Origin of the sequence: Pseudoxanthomonas sp. J31 (genome assembly GCF_000510725.1) — a bacterium.
GTDB lineage: Bacteria > Pseudomonadota > Gammaproteobacteria > Xanthomonadales > Xanthomonadaceae > Pseudoxanthomonas.
On sequence record NZ_AZNZ01000003.1, the window covers coordinates 276,549 to 295,338 of the forward strand.

Annotated in this window: 16 protein-coding genes; all 16 read left to right on the forward strand. The window is 71.0% G+C overall.

The window, feature by feature from the left end:
• Position 1: 1 nt before the first annotated feature.
• Entirely contained in the window at positions 2 to 670 is a 669-nt protein-coding gene (locus PSEJ31_RS0106960; protein ID WP_028915036.1) for a flagellar hook capping FlgD N-terminal domain-containing protein, read from the forward strand.
• A gap of 32 nt (positions 671 to 702) precedes the next feature.
• Positions 703 to 1,923, forward strand: a complete 1,221-nt coding sequence (flgE, locus tag PSEJ31_RS0106965) for a flagellar hook protein FlgE (RefSeq protein WP_028915037.1) — start codon at positions 703 to 705, stop codon at positions 1,921 to 1,923.
• Between the two features lie 111 nt (positions 1,924 to 2,034).
• Positions 2,035 to 2,784, forward strand: coding sequence for a flagellar basal body rod protein FlgF (locus PSEJ31_RS0106970; RefSeq protein WP_028915038.1), 750 nt, complete (start codon positions 2,035 to 2,037; stop codon positions 2,782 to 2,784).
• A 255-nt stretch (positions 2,785 to 3,039) separates the two neighbouring features.
• Positions 3,040 to 3,825, forward strand: a complete 786-nt coding sequence (flgG, locus tag PSEJ31_RS0106975) for a flagellar basal-body rod protein FlgG (RefSeq protein WP_019398905.1) — start codon at positions 3,040 to 3,042, stop codon at positions 3,823 to 3,825.
• Positions 3,826 to 3,852: 27 nt separating this feature from the next.
• Positions 3,853 to 4,542 (forward strand): flagellar basal body L-ring protein FlgH, encoded by a 690-nt coding sequence (gene flgH / locus PSEJ31_RS0106980; protein WP_019398904.1) that lies wholly within the window; start codon positions 3,853 to 3,855, stop codon positions 4,540 to 4,542.
• A 9-nt stretch (positions 4,543 to 4,551) separates the two neighbouring features.
• Positions 4,552 to 5,682 (forward strand): flagellar basal body P-ring protein FlgI, encoded by a 1,131-nt coding sequence (locus tag PSEJ31_RS0106985; RefSeq protein ID WP_019398903.1) that lies wholly within the window; start codon positions 4,552 to 4,554, stop codon positions 5,680 to 5,682.
• Positions 5,682 to 6,791, forward strand: coding sequence for a flagellar assembly peptidoglycan hydrolase FlgJ (gene flgJ / locus PSEJ31_RS0106990; protein WP_028915039.1), 1,110 nt, complete (start codon positions 5,682 to 5,684; stop codon positions 6,789 to 6,791). The genes PSEJ31_RS0106985 and flgJ overlap by 1 nt, the downstream gene beginning before the upstream one ends.
• A gap of 3 nt (positions 6,792 to 6,794) precedes the next feature.
• Entirely contained in the window at positions 6,795 to 8,672 is a 1,878-nt protein-coding gene (gene flgK, locus PSEJ31_RS0106995; RefSeq protein ID WP_028915040.1) for a flagellar hook-associated protein FlgK, read from the forward strand.
• Positions 8,669 to 9,871, forward strand: a complete 1,203-nt coding sequence (flgL, locus tag PSEJ31_RS0107000) for a flagellar hook-associated protein FlgL (protein WP_028915041.1) — start codon at positions 8,669 to 8,671, stop codon at positions 9,869 to 9,871. The genes flgK and flgL overlap by 4 nt, the downstream gene beginning before the upstream one ends.
• Positions 9,872 to 10,194: 323 nt before the next feature.
• Complete coding sequence (locus tag PSEJ31_RS0107005; protein ID WP_028915042.1) at positions 10,195 to 11,031, forward strand: flagellin; 837 nt, start codon at positions 10,195 to 10,197, stop codon at positions 11,029 to 11,031.
• Positions 11,032 to 11,267: 236 nt separating this feature from the next.
• On the forward strand, positions 11,268 to 14,840 hold the full coding sequence (locus PSEJ31_RS15800; protein ID WP_156924933.1) for a glycosyltransferase: 3,573 nt from the start codon (positions 11,268 to 11,270) through the stop codon (positions 14,838 to 14,840).
• 96 nt (positions 14,841 to 14,936) lie between these two features.
• Entirely contained in the window at positions 14,937 to 16,280 is a 1,344-nt protein-coding gene (fliD, locus tag PSEJ31_RS0107015) for a flagellar filament capping protein FliD (RefSeq protein WP_028915043.1), read from the forward strand.
• A gap of 101 nt (positions 16,281 to 16,381) precedes the next feature.
• Positions 16,382 to 16,792 (forward strand): flagellar export chaperone FliS, encoded by a 411-nt coding sequence (fliS, locus tag PSEJ31_RS0107020; protein WP_028915044.1) that lies wholly within the window; start codon positions 16,382 to 16,384, stop codon positions 16,790 to 16,792.
• On the forward strand, positions 16,789 to 17,085 hold the full coding sequence (locus PSEJ31_RS0107025) for a hypothetical protein (RefSeq protein WP_028915045.1): 297 nt from the start codon (positions 16,789 to 16,791) through the stop codon (positions 17,083 to 17,085). Before fliS ends, PSEJ31_RS0107025 begins: the two co-directional genes overlap by 4 nt.
• A 197-nt stretch (positions 17,086 to 17,282) precedes the next feature.
• Positions 17,283 to 17,864, forward strand: coding sequence for a PilZ domain-containing protein (locus tag PSEJ31_RS0107035; protein ID WP_028915046.1), 582 nt, complete (start codon positions 17,283 to 17,285; stop codon positions 17,862 to 17,864).
• 92 nt (positions 17,865 to 17,956) lie between these two features.
• Complete coding sequence (locus PSEJ31_RS0107040; protein ID WP_019398893.1) at positions 17,957 to 18,598, forward strand: response regulator transcription factor; 642 nt, start codon at positions 17,957 to 17,959, stop codon at positions 18,596 to 18,598.
• The last annotated feature ends 192 nt before the right edge of the window (positions 18,599 to 18,790 follow it).

Here is an 18,790-nt window from a genome sequence, read left to right on the forward strand (position 1 = left end):
CATGAGCGCGATCGCCAGCGACATCTATTCCAGCCTCGGGCTGGCCCCGGCCGCGACCGGCAACGGCGCCAAGAGCGACTCGCTGGGCCAGGCCGACTTCCTGCGCCTGATGACCGAGCAGCTCAAGCACCAGGACCCGCTGAACCCGATGGAGAACAGCCAGTTCCTGGGGCAGCTGGCGCAGTTCTCCACCGTGCAGGGCATCGAGACCCTCAATACCCAGGTCAAGGCGTTCTCGTCGGCGCTGAGCAGCGACCAGCTGCTGCGCGGCGCCGCCCTGGTCGGGCACGAGGTGCTGGTGCCGTCGGCGAAGGTCGCGCTGGGCGAATCCGGCGGCGCCAGCGGTGCGGTCGCCGCGCCCGACGCCGGCACGGTGCAGTTCACCGTCACCGACGCCACCGGGCGCACGGTCAAGGAGTTCAGCGTCCCGGCCAACCGCGCCGGCGAGGTTGCCTTCGCCTGGGACGGCACCAACCACCTCGGCGAGCGCGCGCCCGCCGGCAGCTACGGGATCACCGCCAAGTACACCGCCAACGACGGCAGCACCAAGGCGCTGGACACCTACGTCCGCGGCAAGGTCGACAGCGTCACCGCCGGCAGCGATGGCCTGTTCCTCGACCTCCCGGGCCTGGGCACCGTCCCGCTCGACTACGTGCTCCGCATCAGCTGAGCCGCACCACCCGAATTCCGCAGGAGTCCGCCATGAGCTTCACCACCTCGCTGTCCGGCATCAACGCGGCCAACGCCGACCTCAACGTCACCTCGAACAACATCGCCAACGCCAGCACCGTCGGCTTCAAGACCTCGCGTGCCGAGTTCGCCGACCTGTTCTCCACCACCAGCTACGGCCTGGCGCGGAACGCGATCGGTTCGGGCGTGAAGGTCAGCAACATCGCCCAGCAGTTCGCGCAGGGCAACATCGACCCGACCGGCCGCAGCCTGGACTTCGCCATCGACGGCGAAGGCTTCTTCACCGTGGTCAAGAACGGCGACACCCTCTACACCCGCGCCGGCAACTTCCAGCCCGACAGCAGCGGCTACGTGATCACCCCGGACGGCGCGCGACTGCAGGTGTACGCGCCCAACGCCAGCGGCGGCTTCGACGTCGGCCGCACCACCGACCTGAAGCTGGCCACCACCGACAGCCCGCCGCGCCAGAGCAGCCTCGTCGAGCTGATGGTCACCCTGCCCGGCGCCGCCACCGAGCCGACCGTGCAGCCGTTCGACCCGTCCGATGCCAACAGCTACAACGCCGGCAGCGGCGGCGTCACCGTGTACGACTCGCTGGGCGTGCCGCACGTGCAGGCCTCGTACTTCGTCAAGACCGCCAACCCGAACGAGTGGCAGGTCTACAACTACATCGACGGCAACCCGGTCGGCGCGCCGACCACGCTGCAGTTCGATTCCAACGGCGCCCTGGTGTCCCCGGCCGACGGCCGCGTCGCCATGGATCCCTACGCGCCGGGCACCGGCGCCGGCACCCTGGAGCTGAGCCTGGACATCAGCGGGAGCACCCAGTACGGCAGCAACTTCGCCCTGCGCAGCGTCAACCAGGACGGCGTGGCCTCCGGCAAGCTGACCGAGATCGACGTGTCCGAGGACGGCGTGGTCTATGCCCGCTACTCCAACGGCGAGGACGTGCCGCTGGGCCAGATCGTGCTGACCAACTTCGTCAACCCGCAGGGCCTGCAGGCGGTCGGCAACAACATGTGGGCGGCGACCTACTCCTCGGGCACGCCGCGCAGCGGCACCCCGGATTCGTCGGACTTCGGCCGCATCCAGTCCGGCGCGCTGGAGGCCTCGACCGTGGACCTGACCGAGCAGCTGGTCAACATGATCACCGCGCAGCGCAACTTCCAGGCCAACGCGCAGATGATCTCGACCCAGGACCAGGCCACCCAGACGGTCATCAACATCCGGTAATTCGTGATTGGTGATTGGTGGTTGGAGGAGGCCAACGCGCTCCTCCAACCACCATCACTATTCCGGTCAGCCGGCTCTTTCCAATCACGAATCACGAATCACGGCCCGCCCATGGACAAAGCGCTCTACATCGCGATGACCGGCGCCCGCGCCTCGCTGCAGGCGCAGGGCACGGTCAGCCACAACCTGGCCAATGCCGATACCGCCGGGTTCAAGGCGGTGCTGGCCAATACCGAGGCCTTCCCGGTGCGCGGCGCCGGGTATCCGTCGCGGGTGGCGGCGCTGCACGTGGACCAGGGGTTCAATTCCAGCGTCGGCGCGCAGCGCGTCACCGGCAATCCGCTGGACGTGTCGCTGCACGCCGACCGCTGGCTGGCGGTGCAGGCGCCGGGCGGCGGCGAGGCCTACACCCGCGCCGGCAACCTGTCGCTGACCCCGAACGGGCAGCTGGTGACCGCCGGCGGCCATCCGGTGCTGGACCAAGACGGCAACCCGATCGCCCTGCCCCCGCACCAGGCGCTGGAGATCGGCCAGGACGGCACCGTGTCCATCATCCCGCTGGGCGAAGGCGCCGACACCATGGCGGTGCTGGGGCGTCTGAAGGTGGTCGAGGCGCGACCGGAGCAGCTGCAGCGCGGCCTGGACGGCCTGATGCGCAACATCGCCCCGCAGCAGCCGCTGCAGCAGGCACCCGGCACCGTGCTCACCACCGGCGTAATCGAGGAAAGCAACGTCGACGCCGCCGGCGCGCTGGTGCAGATGATCCAGATCCAGCGCCAGTTCGAGATGCAGGTGAAGGTCATCAAGAACGGCGACGAGAACGCGCGCTCGGCCAACACCATGCTGCGCCTGGGCGGCTGACGGCCGTTCCGGCCCCCGGCCGGTGCCTCCGCCGGGAAGGACATCCGGGCGCCTCCCGCCCCGTCGGCAAGGCGCCCGTTCCTTTGCTTCCGTGCCCTGCCCCTGCGCACGCCCGGGCGGCCCCGTCGCGGCCGCGACGGCGTCCCGGCGCGCGGACGGCATGCCGCCACGGCCAGCGCGACGGGCCTCCGACGCGGTTCTGGCACGCCCCATGCATCAGGGGTGGCGTCAATCCGTCACGTGAGGTTCCGCGTCATGAATCAGGCACTCTGGGTCGCCAAGACCGGTCTGGATGCGCAGCAGACGCGCATGTCCGTGGTGGCCAACAACCTGGCCAACACCAACACCACCGGCTTCAAGCGCGACCGCGCCAACTTCGAGGACCTGCTGTACCAGCAGGTGCGCCAGCCCGGCGGCTCGACCTCGGCGCAGACCCAGCTGCCATCCGGCCTGCAGCTGGGCACCGGCGTGCGCGTGGTGTCCACCGCCAAGGACTTCCAGCAGGGCAACCCGCAGCAGACCGGCCGCGCCCTGGACGTGATGATCAACGGCCGCGGGTTCTTCGAGGTGCTGATGCCCGACGGCAGCTCGGCCTACACCCGCGACGGCAGCTTCCAGGTCAACGCCCAGGGCGAGCTGGTGACCAGCAGCGGCTACCCGGTGCAGCCGGGCATCCAGATCCCCGAGGGCGCGCAGTCGATGACCATCGGCACCGACGGCACGATCACCGTGCAGATGGCCGGCGACGGCCAGGCGCTGGAGATCGGCGCCCTGACCCTCACCGACTTCATCAATCCCGCCGGCCTGCAGGCACGCGGCGAGAACCTGTACGTGGAGACCACCGCCTCCGGACCGGCGCAGAACGGCACGCCCGGCCTCAATGGCCTGGGCCTGATCGAACAGGGTGCGCTGGAGGGCAGCAACGTCAACGTGGTCGAGGAGCTGGTGAGCATGATCGAGACCCAGCGCGCCTACGAAATGAACGCCAAGGCCATCTCCACCACCGACTCGATGCTCGGCTTCCTCAACAACAACGTCTGACCGCGCTAGCGCCGCTGGAGTCCCGCCATGAACCCGCGTCCCCGTTCCGCCCTCGTCCTGGCGCTGCCGGCCGTGCTGCTGCTGGGCGGCTGCGCGGCCGCCGGCGACGTGCGCCCCTACCCGCCGCTGGCGCCGATCGTCCCGGTCATGCCGGCCCAGGCCGCGCCAACGCCCGGCGCGATCTACGCCGGCGGCCAGGGGCTGTCGCTGTACGGCGACCGCATCGCCCGCGACGTCGGCGACCTGCTGACCATCACCCTGGTCGAGTCCACCACCGCGCAGACCAGCGCCACCACCCAGGTCAGCAAGGACAGCGAGCTGTCCACCGGGGTGACCTCGCTGTTCGGCGGGCCGGTGAGCTTCAAGGGCCGCGACATCCTCTCGGCCTCGGCCAACGGCGAGCGCGGCTTCGACGGCCAGGGCAAGTCCAGCCAGAGCAACCGCCTGCAGGGCAGCGTCACCGTGAGCGTGATCCAGCGCCTGCCCAACGGCAACCTGGTCGTGCAGGGGCAGAAGAACCTGCGCCTCAACCAGGGCGACGAGCTGGTGCAGATCCAGGGCATCGTCCGCCCGCAGGACATCTCGCGCGACAACACCGTGCCCTCCAGCCGGGTCGGCGAGGCGCGGATCGTCTATGGCGGCCGCGGCGCGCTGGCCCAGTCCAACGCGATGGGCTGGCTGAGCCGCTTCTTCAATTCCGGCCTGTACCCGTACTGAGGTCGCCCCATGGCAACGTCCCGCAACCCCATTTCCGGCCTGCGCGCCCTCGCCTGCGCGCTGGTGCTGCTGGCCCTGGTGGCCGCGCCGGCGCAGGCCGAGCGCATCAAGGACCTGGCCCAGGTCGGCGGCGTGCGCAGCAACGCCTTGGTCGGCTACGGCCTGGTGGTGGGCCTGGACAACAGCGGCGACCGCACCAGCCAGGCGCCGTTCACCGTGCAGAGCCTGAAGAACATGCTCGCCGAGCTGGGCGTGCAGGTGCCGGCCAACGTCAACCCGCAGCTGAAGAACGTGGCCGCGGTGGCGATCCACGCCGAGTTGCCGCCGTTCGCCAAGCCCGGCCAGACCATCGACGTGACCGTGTCCTCGATCGGCAACGCGGTGTCGCTGCGCGGCGGTTCGCTGCTGATGGCGCCGCTGAAGGGCGCCGACGGCCAGGTCTACGCCATCGCCCAGGGCAACCTGGTGGTCGGCGGCTTCGGCGCCCAGGGCCGCGACGGCTCGCGCGTGGCGGTCAACATCCCCAGCACCGGGCGCATCCCCAACGGCGCCACCATCGAGCGCGCCCTGCCCAACGTGCTGGAGGCCGGCGGCGACCTGACCCTCAACCTGCACCGCACCGACTTCACCACCGTCGCGCGCATGGTCGACGCGATCAACCGCATGTACGGCCCCGGCGTGGCGCGCGCGGTGGACGGGGTGACGGTGGCCGTGTCCGCGCCGTCGGACCCGGGCATGCGCATCAGCTTCCTCTCCCAGATCGAGAACCTGGAACTGACCCCGGGCACCGCGCCTGCCAAGGTCATCGTCAACGCCCGCACCGGCACGGTGGTGATCGGTTCGCAGGTGCGGGTGATGCCGGCGGCGGTCACCCACGGCGCGTTGACCGTGACCATCAACGAGGGCGTGCAGGTGAGCCAGCCCGGCGCCTTCGCCGGCGGCGGCACCGTGGCCGCCCCGACATCCTCGATCAGCAGCGCGCAGGAAGGCAGCCGCATGTTCCGCTTCGAGGGCGGCACCACCCTGGACGAGATCGTGCGCGCGGTGAACGAGGTCGGCGCCGCGCCGGGCGACCTGATCGCCATCCTCGAGGCCCTGAAGCAGGCCGGCGCGCTGCGCGCGGAGCTGGAAGTGATCTGATGCGCATCGACGCCCGCCCGCTGGAATTGGCGCCCCAGTCCGCTCCCGACGTCGCGCGGGTGGAACATGCCGCGCGCCAGCTCGAAGGCCAGTTCGCGCAGATGCTGGTCAAGAGCATGCGCGACGCCAGCTTCGGCGACTCGTTGTTCCCCAACGAGAACCAGGTCTTCCGCGACATGTACGACCAGCAGCTGGCGCAGGCGCTGACTTCCGGCAAGGGCCTGGGGCTGGCGCCGATGATCGCGCGCCAGCTGGCCCGGCAGAGCGGCATCGACGCCGGCGGCGGCAAGCCGCTGGATACCCGCATCGACGTCCGTCCCGGCCCGACCCGTGCCGCCGCCGCGGCCCAGGCCTACGCCAGTGCCGCCGGGACGATGGACGTTCTCTCCCCCGGCGCCGATCGGGCCCTGGACCTGATCGCCGGCCGCGAGGGCGGCGATGCCGGCGAAGGCTCGCCGCTGGACGCGCTGGTCCGCCGCCTGATGGCCGGCCCGGAGGGCGCGGTGGCCACCACCGGCATGCTCCCGCCGGGTGCCGCGGCCCGGGCGGCGGCGGAGTTCGCGCCGCGCAGCCCCGAGCACTTCGTCGCCAGCATCTGGGACCAAGCCCAGGCCGCGGCCCGGGAACTGGGCGTGGACGCGCGCGCCCTGGTGGCCCAGGCCGCGCTGGAAACCGGCTGGGGCCGGCGCCAGATCCAGCGCGATGGCGGCGGCAGCGCCAACAACCTGTTCGGCATCAAGGCCAACGGCTGGAGCGGCGAGCGCGCCACCACCCGCACCCACGAATACGCCGGCGGCGTGCGCCGCACCGAGACCGCGCAGTTCCGTGCCTACGCCTCCCCGGCCGAGAGCTTCGCCGACTACGTGCGCTTGCTGAAGAACAACCCGCGCTACCAGAAGGCGCTGCAGGCCGGCGGCGACGTCCGCCGCTTCGCCCAGGCGCTGCAGAACGCCGGCTATGCCACCGATCCGGGTTACGCGGCCAAGATCACCGCCATCGCCAATGGCCCGACCGTCAACCGCGCCATGCAGGCGATCGCCGGCGTGGCCGCGCGCGCGGCCGGCGGCGCGCTGGCCGCGGCCGACGTGGCCGGCTTCACCAGGAGATAAGCGATGTCCGTCCTGTCCACCGGCACCGGCGCCCTGCTCGCGTTCCAGCGGGCGCTTTCGACGGTCAGCCACAACGTCGCCAACGTCAACACCGAGGGCTATACCCGGCAGCGCGTCGACTTCGCCACGCGCACGCCGATCGACTACGGCTACGGCTACGTCGGCAGCGGCACCAAGGTCGCCGACATCCGGCGCATGGCCGACGAGCTGGCGACCTCTCGCCTGCTCGACAGCGGTGGTGAACTGGCGCGCCTGCAGCAGCTTTCCGCCCTGACTTCGCGCCTGGACGCGCTGTTTTCCGACAGCGCCACCAACCTCGCCGGCGCCTGGTCCAACTTCTTCGACTCGGTCAGCGCGCTGTCCTCCAACGCCGCCGCCACCGCCGAGCGCCAGAACGTGCTGGCCGAGGCCAACGCCCTGGCCACCCGCTTCCGCCAGCTCGACGGCCACATCGCCTCGCTGGATTCGGAGATCAACAACAGCCTGCTGGCCGGCGCCAGCGAGATCAGCCGCCTGGCCGCGGAGATCGCCCGCATCAACGGCGAGGTCGGCTCGGACGCCAGCAAGGCCGCGCCCGACCTGCTGGATCGCCGCGACCAGCTGGTGGCCGAACTGGTCGGCTACACCGGCGGCACCGCGGTCATGCAGGACGGCGGCGCGATCAACGTGTTCACCGCCGGTGGCCAGCCCCTGGTGGTGGGCGTGCAGGCCTCGAAGCTGACCACCGTGGCCGATCCCTACCGTCCCGAGCGCCTGCAGCTGGCGCTGGACGGCGGCGGTTCGCGGACCGTGCTGGACCAGCGCGTGCTGGGCGGCCGGATGGGCGGCCTGCTGGAGTTCCGCAACACCGTGCTGGACCCGGCAGCCGCCGAGCTGGGCCGGATCGCGGTGGCGATGGCGACCACCTTCAACCAGGGCCATGCCGCGGGCATGGACCTGTACGGCAACCTGGGCGGCGCCTTCTTCGACGTGCCGGCGCCGCAGGTCAACGCGCACGCCGGCAACGGCGGCGGCGCCACCCTCCAGGCCCAGGTCGCCGACGTGTCCGCGCTCGACGGCCAGAACCTGGTGCTGCGCCTGGGCGATACCGGCTGGATCGCGATGCGCGCCGACACCGGCGAGGCCTTGCCGATGACCGGCAGCGGCACCGCGGCTGACCCGTTCGTGGTCGCCGGCATCTCGCTGCAGGTTTCCGGCACCGCCGCGATCGGCGACCGCTTCCTGGTGCAGCCGACCGCGCGCGCGCCGGGTGGCTTCTCGGTGGCGATCTCCGATCCGTCGCGCATTGCCGCCGCCACGCCGGTGCGTGGCAACGCCGCGCTGTCCAACGTGGGCAGCGGCGCGCTGTCCGGCCTGCGCGTGGAGGACGCCTCCGATCCCGCCCTGCTGCAGGACGCGGTCATCGAGTTCCTCGACGCCGGGCAGTACACCATCGACGGCGCCGGCCCGTTCGCCTTCACCCCGGGCCAGCGCATCAGCGCCAACGGCTGGAGCGTAGTGCTCGACGGCATCCCGGCGGCCGGCGACCAGTTCACCATCTCGCGCGCGGCACCCGGCAGCGGCGACAACGGCAATGCCACCCGCCTGGCCAACCTGGACGACGCGCGCGTGGTCAGCGGCGGCACCATCAGCCTCAACGGCGCGGTCGGCGGCCTCACCACCATGGTCGGCTCGGCCGCGCGCCAGGCCGAGTACGCGGCCGACGCGCAGCAGGTGATCCACGACGACGCCAGGGCCGCGCGCGACGCGGTGGCCGGCGTCAACCTCGACGAGGAGGCGGCCAACATGCTGCGCCTGCAGCAGGCCTACCAGGCCGCCGCGCAGATCATCTCCACCGCCGACAACCTGTTCCAGTCCATCCTGAGCGCCGTCCGCCGATGAACTCGCGCATCTCCACCAGCCTGATGTACGACCTGTCGCTGGCCACCATGCTGGCGCGGCAGAAGAAGCTCTCGCAGCTGCAGCAGCAGGTCGCGACCGGGCAGAAAAACATCACCGCCAAGGACGACCCGGTCGGCGTGGGCGCCGCCGTGGGCCTGGACCGCTCGCTGGCCGAACTGGAGCGGTTCGGGCTCAACGCCAACACCGTGAACCACCGCCTGGGCCTGCAGGAAAACGTCCTCGCGCTGATCGGCGACGACATGATCCGCATCAACGAGCTGGCGGTGCAGGCCAACACCGACACGCTCTCGGACGATGACCGCAAGTCCATCGCCGCCGAGCTGCGCGCGATCCGCGACAACCTGATCAGCCTGGCCAACAGCGACGATGGCGCCGGCCGCTACCTGTTCGGCGGCGCGGCCGACGACGTCGCGCCGTTCACCCGCGTCGCCGGCGGCGTGGCCTACAACGGCGACCAGACCCAGCGCCAGGTCGAGATCGCGCCCGGCACCTTCGTGCAGGACACGCTGCCGGGCAGCGAGGTGTTCATGCGCATCCGCACCGGCGACGGCGTGCTGGACGCGCGCATGGCCGCGTCCAACACCGGCACCGGCGTGCTGGAGAGCTTCAGCCGCAGCACCGCCGGCGGCTGGAACGGCGAGAGCTACACGATCCGTTTCACCGGCGGCGACGGCTACGAGGTGTCCGACGCCAATGGCAACGCGGTCGCCGCGGGGACCTGGACGGCGAAGACGGACATCGAGTTCGGTGGCCTGCGCGTTTCGATCAGCGGGCAGCCCGCGGACGGCGACGAACTGCAGATCGGTCCGTCCGGGACGCACGACGTGTTCGCCACGGTGCAGCAGCTGGTGGATGCGCTGGAAGCGCCGGTGGTGACCGGGGCGGACCGCGCGGCCCGCCGCAACGCATTGCAGTCCTCGATGCGCGACATCGCGCGCGCCGCGGAGGCAATGATCGACGCGCGGGCTTCCGGCGGCGCGCAGATGGCGCTGATCGAGGACTCGGCCGCGCTGCGCGAGGCAAACGCGGTGACGTTCAAGACCACCCTCTCGGGCATGCGCGACCTGGATTACGCCGACGCGATCACCCGCTTCCAGCTGGAGAGCACCGCGCTGCAGACGGCGCAGACCGTGTTCACCCGCATGCAGGGGCTATCGCTGTTCAACCTGCTGCGCTGAGCGCGCGCGGGCCTCCTGCCCTGGAAACGGAACGGCGCGGGCAACCGCGCCGTTTTTCTTTTTCGCTCCTCCCCCTAAAGCCGGGGAAGCCGCTGCCGTTAATCGATACCGTAGCCGGACGCGCCCGGAAAGAAGCCCTTTGGGGCCATGCAAGTTCCTGGCGCATAAGAAAAAAATCCCGGCGCGGCGCTAAAGCTTCGAACCCTGCCGCCGTTAATGAATACAGCAGCGGCACCGGTCAGATTGATGACCCCCCTGCGGAGGTCCGGCCAAGGCTTACGCAGTCCTATCCGCCGGGAAAAATCGCTTAGAGGAGAATCAAAATGGCACAAGTCATCAACACCAACGTGATGTCGCTCAATGCCCAGCGCAACCTGAGCACCACCAGCGCGAGCATGGCGACCACCGTCCAGCGCCTGTCCTCGGGCCTGCGCATCAACAGCGCCAAGGACGACGCGGCCGGCCTGGCCATCGCCCAGCGCATGACCACCCAGGTCCGCGGCATGGAGCAGGCGGCGCGCAACGCCAACGACGGCATCTCGCTGGCGCAGACCGCCGAAGGCGCCCTGCAGGAAATCTCCAACAACCTGCAGCGCATCCGCGAGCTGGCCGTGCAGGCCGCCAACGGCACCAACTCCACCGAGGACAAGGCGGCGCTGCAGAAGGAAGTCCAGGCGCTGAAGGACGAAATCACCCGCGTCACCGAGAACACCAAGTTCAACGGCATCCACCTGCTGAACACCAGCGGCACGGTGATCTCGATCCAGGTCGGCGCCAACGCCACCGACCACGACATGATCGACATCAAGCTGAACGACATCAAGACCGCTCTGAGCGGCATCACCGCCTCCAGCTTCAGCGTCTCGGGCATGACCGCCGGCTCCGGCGCCACCCAGCTGACCAACCTGGATGATGCCCTCAAGGCGGTAAACGAGGCCCGCGCCGACCTGGGTGCGATCCAGAACCGCTTCAGCTCGGCCATTGCCAACCTGCAGGTCAGCACCGAAAACATGGCCGCTTCGCGCAGCCGCATCCAGGACGCCGACTACGCCAAGGAGACCGCCGAACTGACCCGCAACCAGATCCTGCAGCAGGCCGGTACGGCGATGCTGGCCCAGGCCAAGGCGATCCCGCAGAACGTCCTGAGCCTGCTGCAGTAAGCCAGGCCAGCGCGGTAACCGCACCAGGCCCGCCCCGGTCCCACCGGGGCGGGCTTTCCTTTTTTCCGGCGCCCGGCGGCGGCACGCGGCTTGCATCAGCTTCCCGGTCGCCGGCGGCAGCCGCTGCGCGACGACGGCCCGGCGGCGGATGGCCCCGCTTCCGGGATCCGGTCCGGGTGCCGCCCCACGGCGCGCGCCGGTCCGGGCCGCGCGGCCATCCACTCCCCGGGTGATCCATGTACCAGAGCAGACTCCACCGCAGGTTGCGCTTCCCCTACTACCTGATGGCTCCCGACTACCAGGAAGCCTCGTCCGGGGTGCAGTGCGTCCACTACCTGTGCCATGCGCTCAACCTCGAGGGCGCGGACGCCTACCTGGTGGGGGCCAAGGTGCTCAACCCGGCGCTGAAAACGCCCGTGCTCACGGACGAGATGATCGTCCGGCACGTGGCGGAAGGCCGGCCGGGCATCGCCATCTATCCGGAAATCGTGCAGGGCTCGCCGATCCCGGCCGCGGTGGCGGTGCGCTACATGCTCAACCGCGAGGGCGTGATCGGCGGCAAGCCGATGGATCCCGGCCCGGACGACCTGTACATCTACCACCGCAGGGAGTTCATGGACCCCGAGCGCCCGGGCCAGCTGCTTACCGTGCCGATGGTGGATCCGGAGCGCTTCAGCCCGCAGCCGGAGGTCGAGCGCACGCTGGACCTGCTCTACCTCAACCGCGTGCCCGCCTCGGAGGTGGACTTCTCGCGCCTGCCGCCCGGCATCGTGGTGCTCTCGCCGGAGAACCGGCTGGGGCTGGACGAGCTGGCGGACGTGCTGCGCCAGGCGCGCGTGCTCTACACCTACGAGTCCTCCACCACCTGCCGCCTGGCGATCATGTGCGGTTGCCCGGTGGTGCCGCTGGTCGCGCCCGGGTACGAGAACCTGGCGGTCACGCCGCAGACCGTCGCCGACCTCGGCGGCGGCGGCTTCGCCTGGGATGACTCGCAGGAATCGCTCGAGCTGGCGCGTTCGCAGTGCGGACGCATCCGCGAACTGGTCGTGAAGATCGAGGACCGGTTCTGGAAGCAGCTGCACAAGTTCATCGAGACCACCCAGGAGGCCGTGCGTGCCAGGCAGCCGGTGGCAGCGGCCCCGGGCGGCCTGCGTGGCTGGCTGGAGGCGCGCACGCCGTTGCCGGCGCAGGCGCAGATCATTGCCGGCGCCCTGGCCCAGGAAGCCAACCCGGTCATCGGCGTGCTGGTCAACGGCAGCGATCCCTTGCGCCTGGGCCGCACGCTGCGCAGCCTGGCCCAGGCCCGGGAGCTGTATCCGCACCTGAAGACCTGGTGCGTCGCCGCGGACGGCACCGCACTGCCGGCCGACGCAGCGCAGGGCATCGAGGCCCTGCCAGCCGGCGCTTCCGCCGGCGCGGCCGGCGCGGCCAACGCGATCGCCGCGGCCGGCGCATGCGACTGGCTGATGGTGGTCGATGCCGGCTGCGAGTTCGTGGCCCCGGCCATGCAGTTGATGGCGGTGAACCTGGTCGCCAATCCGGAGCTGCGCGCGGTGTACGCCGACGCGGTGCAGCGCGATCCCGGCGGCGGCCTCTCCGCCCTGTTCCGCCCGGACTTCAACCTCGACCTGCTGCTGTCCGCCCCGGGCAGCCACGCCCGCCACTGGCTGTACAACTGCAAGGTGCTGCTGGAGGCCGGCGGCCTGGCGCCGGAGCACGGCCAGGCCGCGGAACTGGACCTGCTGCTGCGCCTGGTCGAATCGGGCGGCTTCGCCGGCCTGGGCCACGTGCACGAGCCGCTGCTGGTCACTCCGCTCCAGGTGCTGCGCAGCCTGCCGGAGGAGGAGCGCGCGATCCTGCGCCATCTGCGCGACCGCGGCTATGAGGGGGCGAGCGTGGCCAGCCACCTGCCCGGCCTGTACCGCGTCGGCTATGGCCACCCCGACCAGCCGCTGGTGTCGGTACTGGTCCCGACCCGCGACCAGTTCGCCCTGGTGCAGCGCTGCCTCGACACCCTGCTGGAGAAGACCCGCTACCCGAACTACGAGGTGCTGGTCGTCGACAACGGCAGCACCGAGGAGGCGGCGTGCCGCTGGCTGGACGGCATCGAGGCCATGGGTAGCGAACGCCTGCGCGTGCTGCGCCATCCCGGTCCGTTCGACTATCCGGCGCTGGTCAACGCCGCCGCCGCGCAAGCGCGCGGCGAGTACCTGCTGCTGCTGGACAACGACACCGCCATCGTCGACGGCGACTGGCTGGACACCATGCTCAACCACGCCCAGCGGCCGGAGGTCGGCGTGGTCGGGCCGAAGCTCATCAAGCCCGACGGCAGCGTGGAGGCGGCCGGCCTGGTGCTGGGCGCCGGGATCGGTGCGGCGCCTGCGTTCGAGGGGCACAAGCCGCAGGACGCCGGCTACATGTACCGCCTGCAGGTGGACCAGGACTACTCCGCGGTCCCCGGCTCCTGCCTGATGGTGCGGACTGCCGTGTTCCACGAGGTGGGTGGCCTGCGTGGCGGCGACCTGCGCCACGCCCACAGCGACGTGGACTTCTGCCTGCGGGTGGGCCAGGCCGGCTACCTGGTGGTCTGGACCCCGCATGCCCTGGTCCTGCACGAGGGTGGCGCCAGCCGCGCCCGGGTGGACACCGCGCCGCTGGAGGACAAGGCGCAGCGGGCCAAGGCCTCGCTGGAGGAGCTGTACCGGCAATGGCTGCCGCGGTTGGCGCGCGACCCGGCGCACAACCTCAACCTTTCGCTGGGCGAGCGGCCGTTCCAGGTCGAGACCGCGTCGTGGCTGAACCACGATCCCCTGCCCTGGCGGCCCCTGCCCGTGGTCCTGGCCCTGCCCGCCGACCGCCACGGCTGCGGCTACTACCGCGTGATCCACCCGGCCCGGGCCATGTCGGCCCACGGGGTGGCCGATGCCAGGGTCGGCGACCGCTACCTGAGCCCGGTGGAGCTGGAGCGGATGGCGCCGCAGGCGGTGGTGTTCCAGCGCCAGATGCTGCCCGAACAGGCCGAGTCGCAGCGGCGCATGACCGGCTTCAGCGACGTGTTCAAGGTGGCCGAGCTGGACGACTACCTGCCCAACGTGCCGCTCAAGAGCGCGCATCGCAACCAGCTGCCGCAGGACGTGCTCAAGAGCATGCGTGCGGCGCTCAAGCAGGTGGACCGGCTGGTGGTCTCCACCGAGCCGCTGGCCGAGGCGCTGCGCGACCTGCACCCGGACATCCGGGTGTCGCGCAACCGCTTGCCGGCCGAGTGGTGGGGCGGACTGCGCGGCGGCCGGCGCCAGGGCAAGCGCCCGCGCGTGGGCTGGGCCGGCGGCATCGGCCATCGCGGCGACCTGGAAATGGTGGCCGACGTGGTCGAAGCGCTTGCCGGCGAGGTCGAGTGGGTGTTCATGGGCATGTGCCCGGAGCGGCTGCGCCCGTACGTGCACGAGTACCACCCGGGCGTGGCGATCGAGCAGTACCCGGCGCGCCTGGCCGCCCTGGACCTGGACCTGGCGATCGCGCCGCTGGAGGACAACCAGTTCAACCGCTGCAAGAGCAACCTGCGCCTGCTGGAGTTCGGCGCCTGCGGGTTCCCGGTGGTGTGCAGCGACGTGGAGCCGTTCCGCGACGGCCTGCCGGTCACCCGGGTCAAGCGGCGCTTCCGCGACTGGATGGAGGCCATCCGCATGCACCTCAGCGACCTGGACGCGGCCGCTCGGGCCGGCGAGGCCCTGCGCGAGGCGGTCCACCGCGACTGGATGCTGGACGAGGCCAGTGCCGGCGCCTGGCTGGCCACCTGGCTGCCCGACTGAGGTCCGGCCGGCGGCGCCTCAAGATGCGCCGCCGGCGGCCGCTATCGACACCGGAGCACTGCGCGGCAGCGCAACCTGGACAAGCGAGGAAACACCATGGCATCGATCTCGACGGGCGGTTCCGGGCTGGACATCGCAAGCCTGGCGGCCCAGCTCGTGCAGGCCGCGCGCCTGCCCACCGAGGCCCGGATCAAGAGCCAGGCCAGCACGGTCGAGGCCAAGCTGTCGGCGGTGGGCCAGGTGAAGAACGCCCTCAGTTCGCTGCAGACCGCGCTGGACAAGCTCGCGTCCGCCGCGGACAAGCCCGCCTTCCAGGCCACCGTGCAGGAAGGCGCCGGCTTCACCGCCACCGGCTCGTCCGAAGGCATGGCCGGCAGCTATGCGGTCGAGGTGCTGTCGGTGGCCACGGCGCAGAAGCTGTCCTCGGCCGGGCACGCGCCCGGCGCGGTGATCGGCAGCGGAACCCTGACCATCGCCTGGGGCAGCGAGGACGACCAGAGCCTGAGCGTGGAGTTCGCGGAGGGCGCCACCCTGGCCGACATTGCCCGCGCCGTGAATCGTGCGGCCGGCGGCAAGGGGGTCAGCGCCACCGTCATCACCGCCGACGACGGCGAACACCTGGTGTTCACCGCCCGCGAAACCGGCGTCGCAAATGCCCTGTCGATCACCGCCAGCGGTGGCGACGGCGGGCTGCTGGCGGTCAGCAACGGGGCCGGCGGCGGCCTGGCCGAACAGGTGGCCGCCGCCGACGCCCGGGTGCGGGTGGACGGCTTCGAGCGCACCTCCGCCAGCAACAGCATCAGCGGCCTGGTGCCCGGGGTGACCCTGGCCCTCGCCGCGGCGAAGCCGGGCGAGACGTTCCGCCTGGACGTGAAGCAGGACAATTCGGCGCTGGAGAAGGCCATCGAGTCGTTCGTCTCGGCCTACAACAGCCTCGGCTCGGTCCTGAAGTCGACCAGCAGCTACGACGCCAACACCAGGACGGCCTCCGCCCTGACCGGCGACATCCTGGTCCGCGGGCTGCAGCAGCAGCTGCGTACCCTGACCAGCGGCAACTCGCAGGCGCTCAAGGCCCTGGGCATCAGCGTCGACAAGAACGGCACGATGAGCTTCGACAAGGCGAAGCTGGGCGACACCCTGGCGTCGGAGCCGCAGGCCATGTCGCGGCTGTTCGGCGCCGAAGGCGCGCTCACCACTCCGCTGAAGACGCTGCTCAAGGCCCAGCTCGACAGCGACGAGGGCACCATCGCCCAGCGCACCGACAGCCTGAAGAAGCAGCGCGAGCGCCTGGACGACCAGCTGGACCAGCTGGACCTGCGGATGGAGAAGCTGCATTCGATCTACCTGGCGCAGTTCACCGCCATGGAAAGCATGATCGTGCAGCTGCAGGGCAGCGCCAGCTCGCTCAACGGACTGCTGGCCCAGGCCAGCAAGGACTGATCCGGGAGCCAGCTCAAGCCATGGCCCGGGCCGCCGATAACAGGGGTGTGACCGGTTGCTCCGTCCGCCACCGGTCGTAGAACGCCCGAGGAATCCCCACCATGTACGCCGCCAAGCGCAACCTCGCCGACCAGTACCGCCGCACCGGGATCTCCTCCCGCGTCGCGGAAGCCGATCCGCACCAGCTGATCGCGCTGCTGTTCGAGAGCGCCGGCCAGCGCATCCGCCGCGCCCAGGCGTGCCTTGACCAGGGCGACGTCGCCCAGAAGGGCAAGGCCATCGGCGAGGCCTGCGCGATCCTCGGCCACCTCAGCGGCTCGCTGGACCACGAGGCCGGCGGCCAGGTCGCCTCGAACCTGGCGTCGCTGTACGACTACATCATCCGCCGCCTGACCGAGGCCAACCTGCACAACGACCCGGCGCCGCTGCGCGAGTCGCTGGACCTGCTGGTGGAGATCGAATCGGCCTGGAATTCCATTCCCCAGGCCCAGCGCGTGGCGATGCCGTCATGAGCGCCGCGGCCCGCCTGGCGGAACTGCATGCGGCCATGGACCGGATCCGGGAGGCGCTGGAGCGCGACCAGATCGAGGCCATGCCGCCCATGCTGGACGCCTACGACCGGGCCGTGGACGAGTTCTGCCGGATGGAAGGCGCCGCCGCGCTGCGGGAGGGCGTGCAGGCGCTGCACGAGCGCCAGCAGCAGGTCATCGCCGCCATGCGCGTCCGCCAGGACCGGCTGCAGGCGCTGATGCGCCAGCAGCGCCAGGCCAACCGCGCGGTACACGCCTACGCCGGGGCGCGCTGATGGCGGCCGCCACGCGCCAGGCGCTGGAACGCGAGGACTTCGGGGCCGCCGGCGAGATGCTGGCCGGATACGAGCTGCACCTGCGCCAGTTCATCGAGACCTTCAGCCCCACCGCCCCCCCAGCTGGTGCTGCGGGGCCTGCTCCAGCTGCAGAACATCCTGCAGCTCGACCACGGCCAAGCCCCCGGAGGTAGTGCATGAACAATCCCGCCTGGCCCGCCACCGCGCAGGCCGCCGAGCACGGGCTGTTCGGCGACGTGCTCACCTGCGACGCCGTCCTGCCGGCCAGCTACCTGGCCGACGCCACCGCGCGCACCGCCCAGGCCGAGGCCCTGCTGCAGGGCCTGGCCCAGGTCGAGGACCTGCGCGGCAGCGAGGACTCCGGCGAGGAAAAGCGCGGCGAACTGCCACTGCTGGCGCAGCGCCTTGACGCCAAGCTGGACCTGGTACTGGTGCTGCTGGGGCGGCTGGTGCGCCAGGCCAATCCGCCGTTGCCGCCCACGCCGCTGCGCTGGTCGGTGCGCGGGCTGCGCCTGCAGCTGGCGGCCGACGCCGCCCTGCCGGAGCCGGACTCGGCCGGCAGCGTGCGCCTGCAGCCGGCCGACTGGCTGCCCGACGACGTCGAGCTGCCGGTGATCGTCAGCGCCGCCGCACGCGGGCCGCAGGCCAGCTGGGTCTGGCTGCGCTTCCCCGCCCTGCCCCCGGGACTGGAGGAGGCCATGGGCCGCCACCTGTTCCGCATGCACCGCCGCCAGGTCGCCGACGCCCGCCGCCGCTAGGCTTGAACCGCGAACGCGGTCGCGGATGGCTACAAAAGCCCACGCCCATGGGCTAAGGTGGCAGGAATTTTCCCGGGGATCGGCAGCAGGCCGTGCGAGTTCTGATCGTTGACGACCACACCCTGGTCCGTGCGGGCCTCAGCCGCCTGCTGCAGACCTTCGAAGGGGTGGACGTGGTCGCCGAAGCGGCCAACGCCGACCAGGCCATCGACCTGGCCGCGATCCACCGCCCCGACCTGGTCCTGCTCGACCTGTCCCTGCCAGGGCGCACCGGCCTGGAGGCCCTCAGCGGGATCCTCGAGAAGGTGCCGGAGACGCGGGTGGTGATGATGTCCATGCACGACGACCCGCTGCACGTGCGCGACGCCCTGGACCGCGGCGCCGCCGGTTTCGTGGTCAAGGATGCCGCCCCGCTGGAACTGGAGCTGGCGCTGCGCGCGGCGGCCAACGGCGAGGTGTTCCTCAGCCCGCGCATCTCCTCGCGCATGATCGCCCCGCTGCTGGGGCGCTCGCGCCAGGCCCGCCCCGAGGGCGTGGCCGCCCTGCCCCCGCGCCAGCGCCAGATCCTGGCCCAGATCGGCCGCGGCCTCAGCAGCAAGGAAATCGCCAGCAGCCTCGGGATCAGCGTCAAGACGGTGGAGACCCACCGGGCGCGCATGATGGAGGCCCTGGGCTGCCGCCGCGCCAGCGAACTGGTGCTGCTGGCGGTCAAGCACCAGCACGAGCTGGGCTGAGCCGTTCCGGCGCGGCGAAATTCCGGCGCCACCGTCCCCGAAATGCGCACTGCGTCAGGATTTCAACGACGCTGTAGGTAAAAACCCTACACGCTGTAGGGGCTACCCCCTCAGGAATCAGGCACCCCCCGATTCTTCCGCCGACGCAACCGGGGCAGGATGCTTCACATCGGCGTAACGAAACCGGCGCCG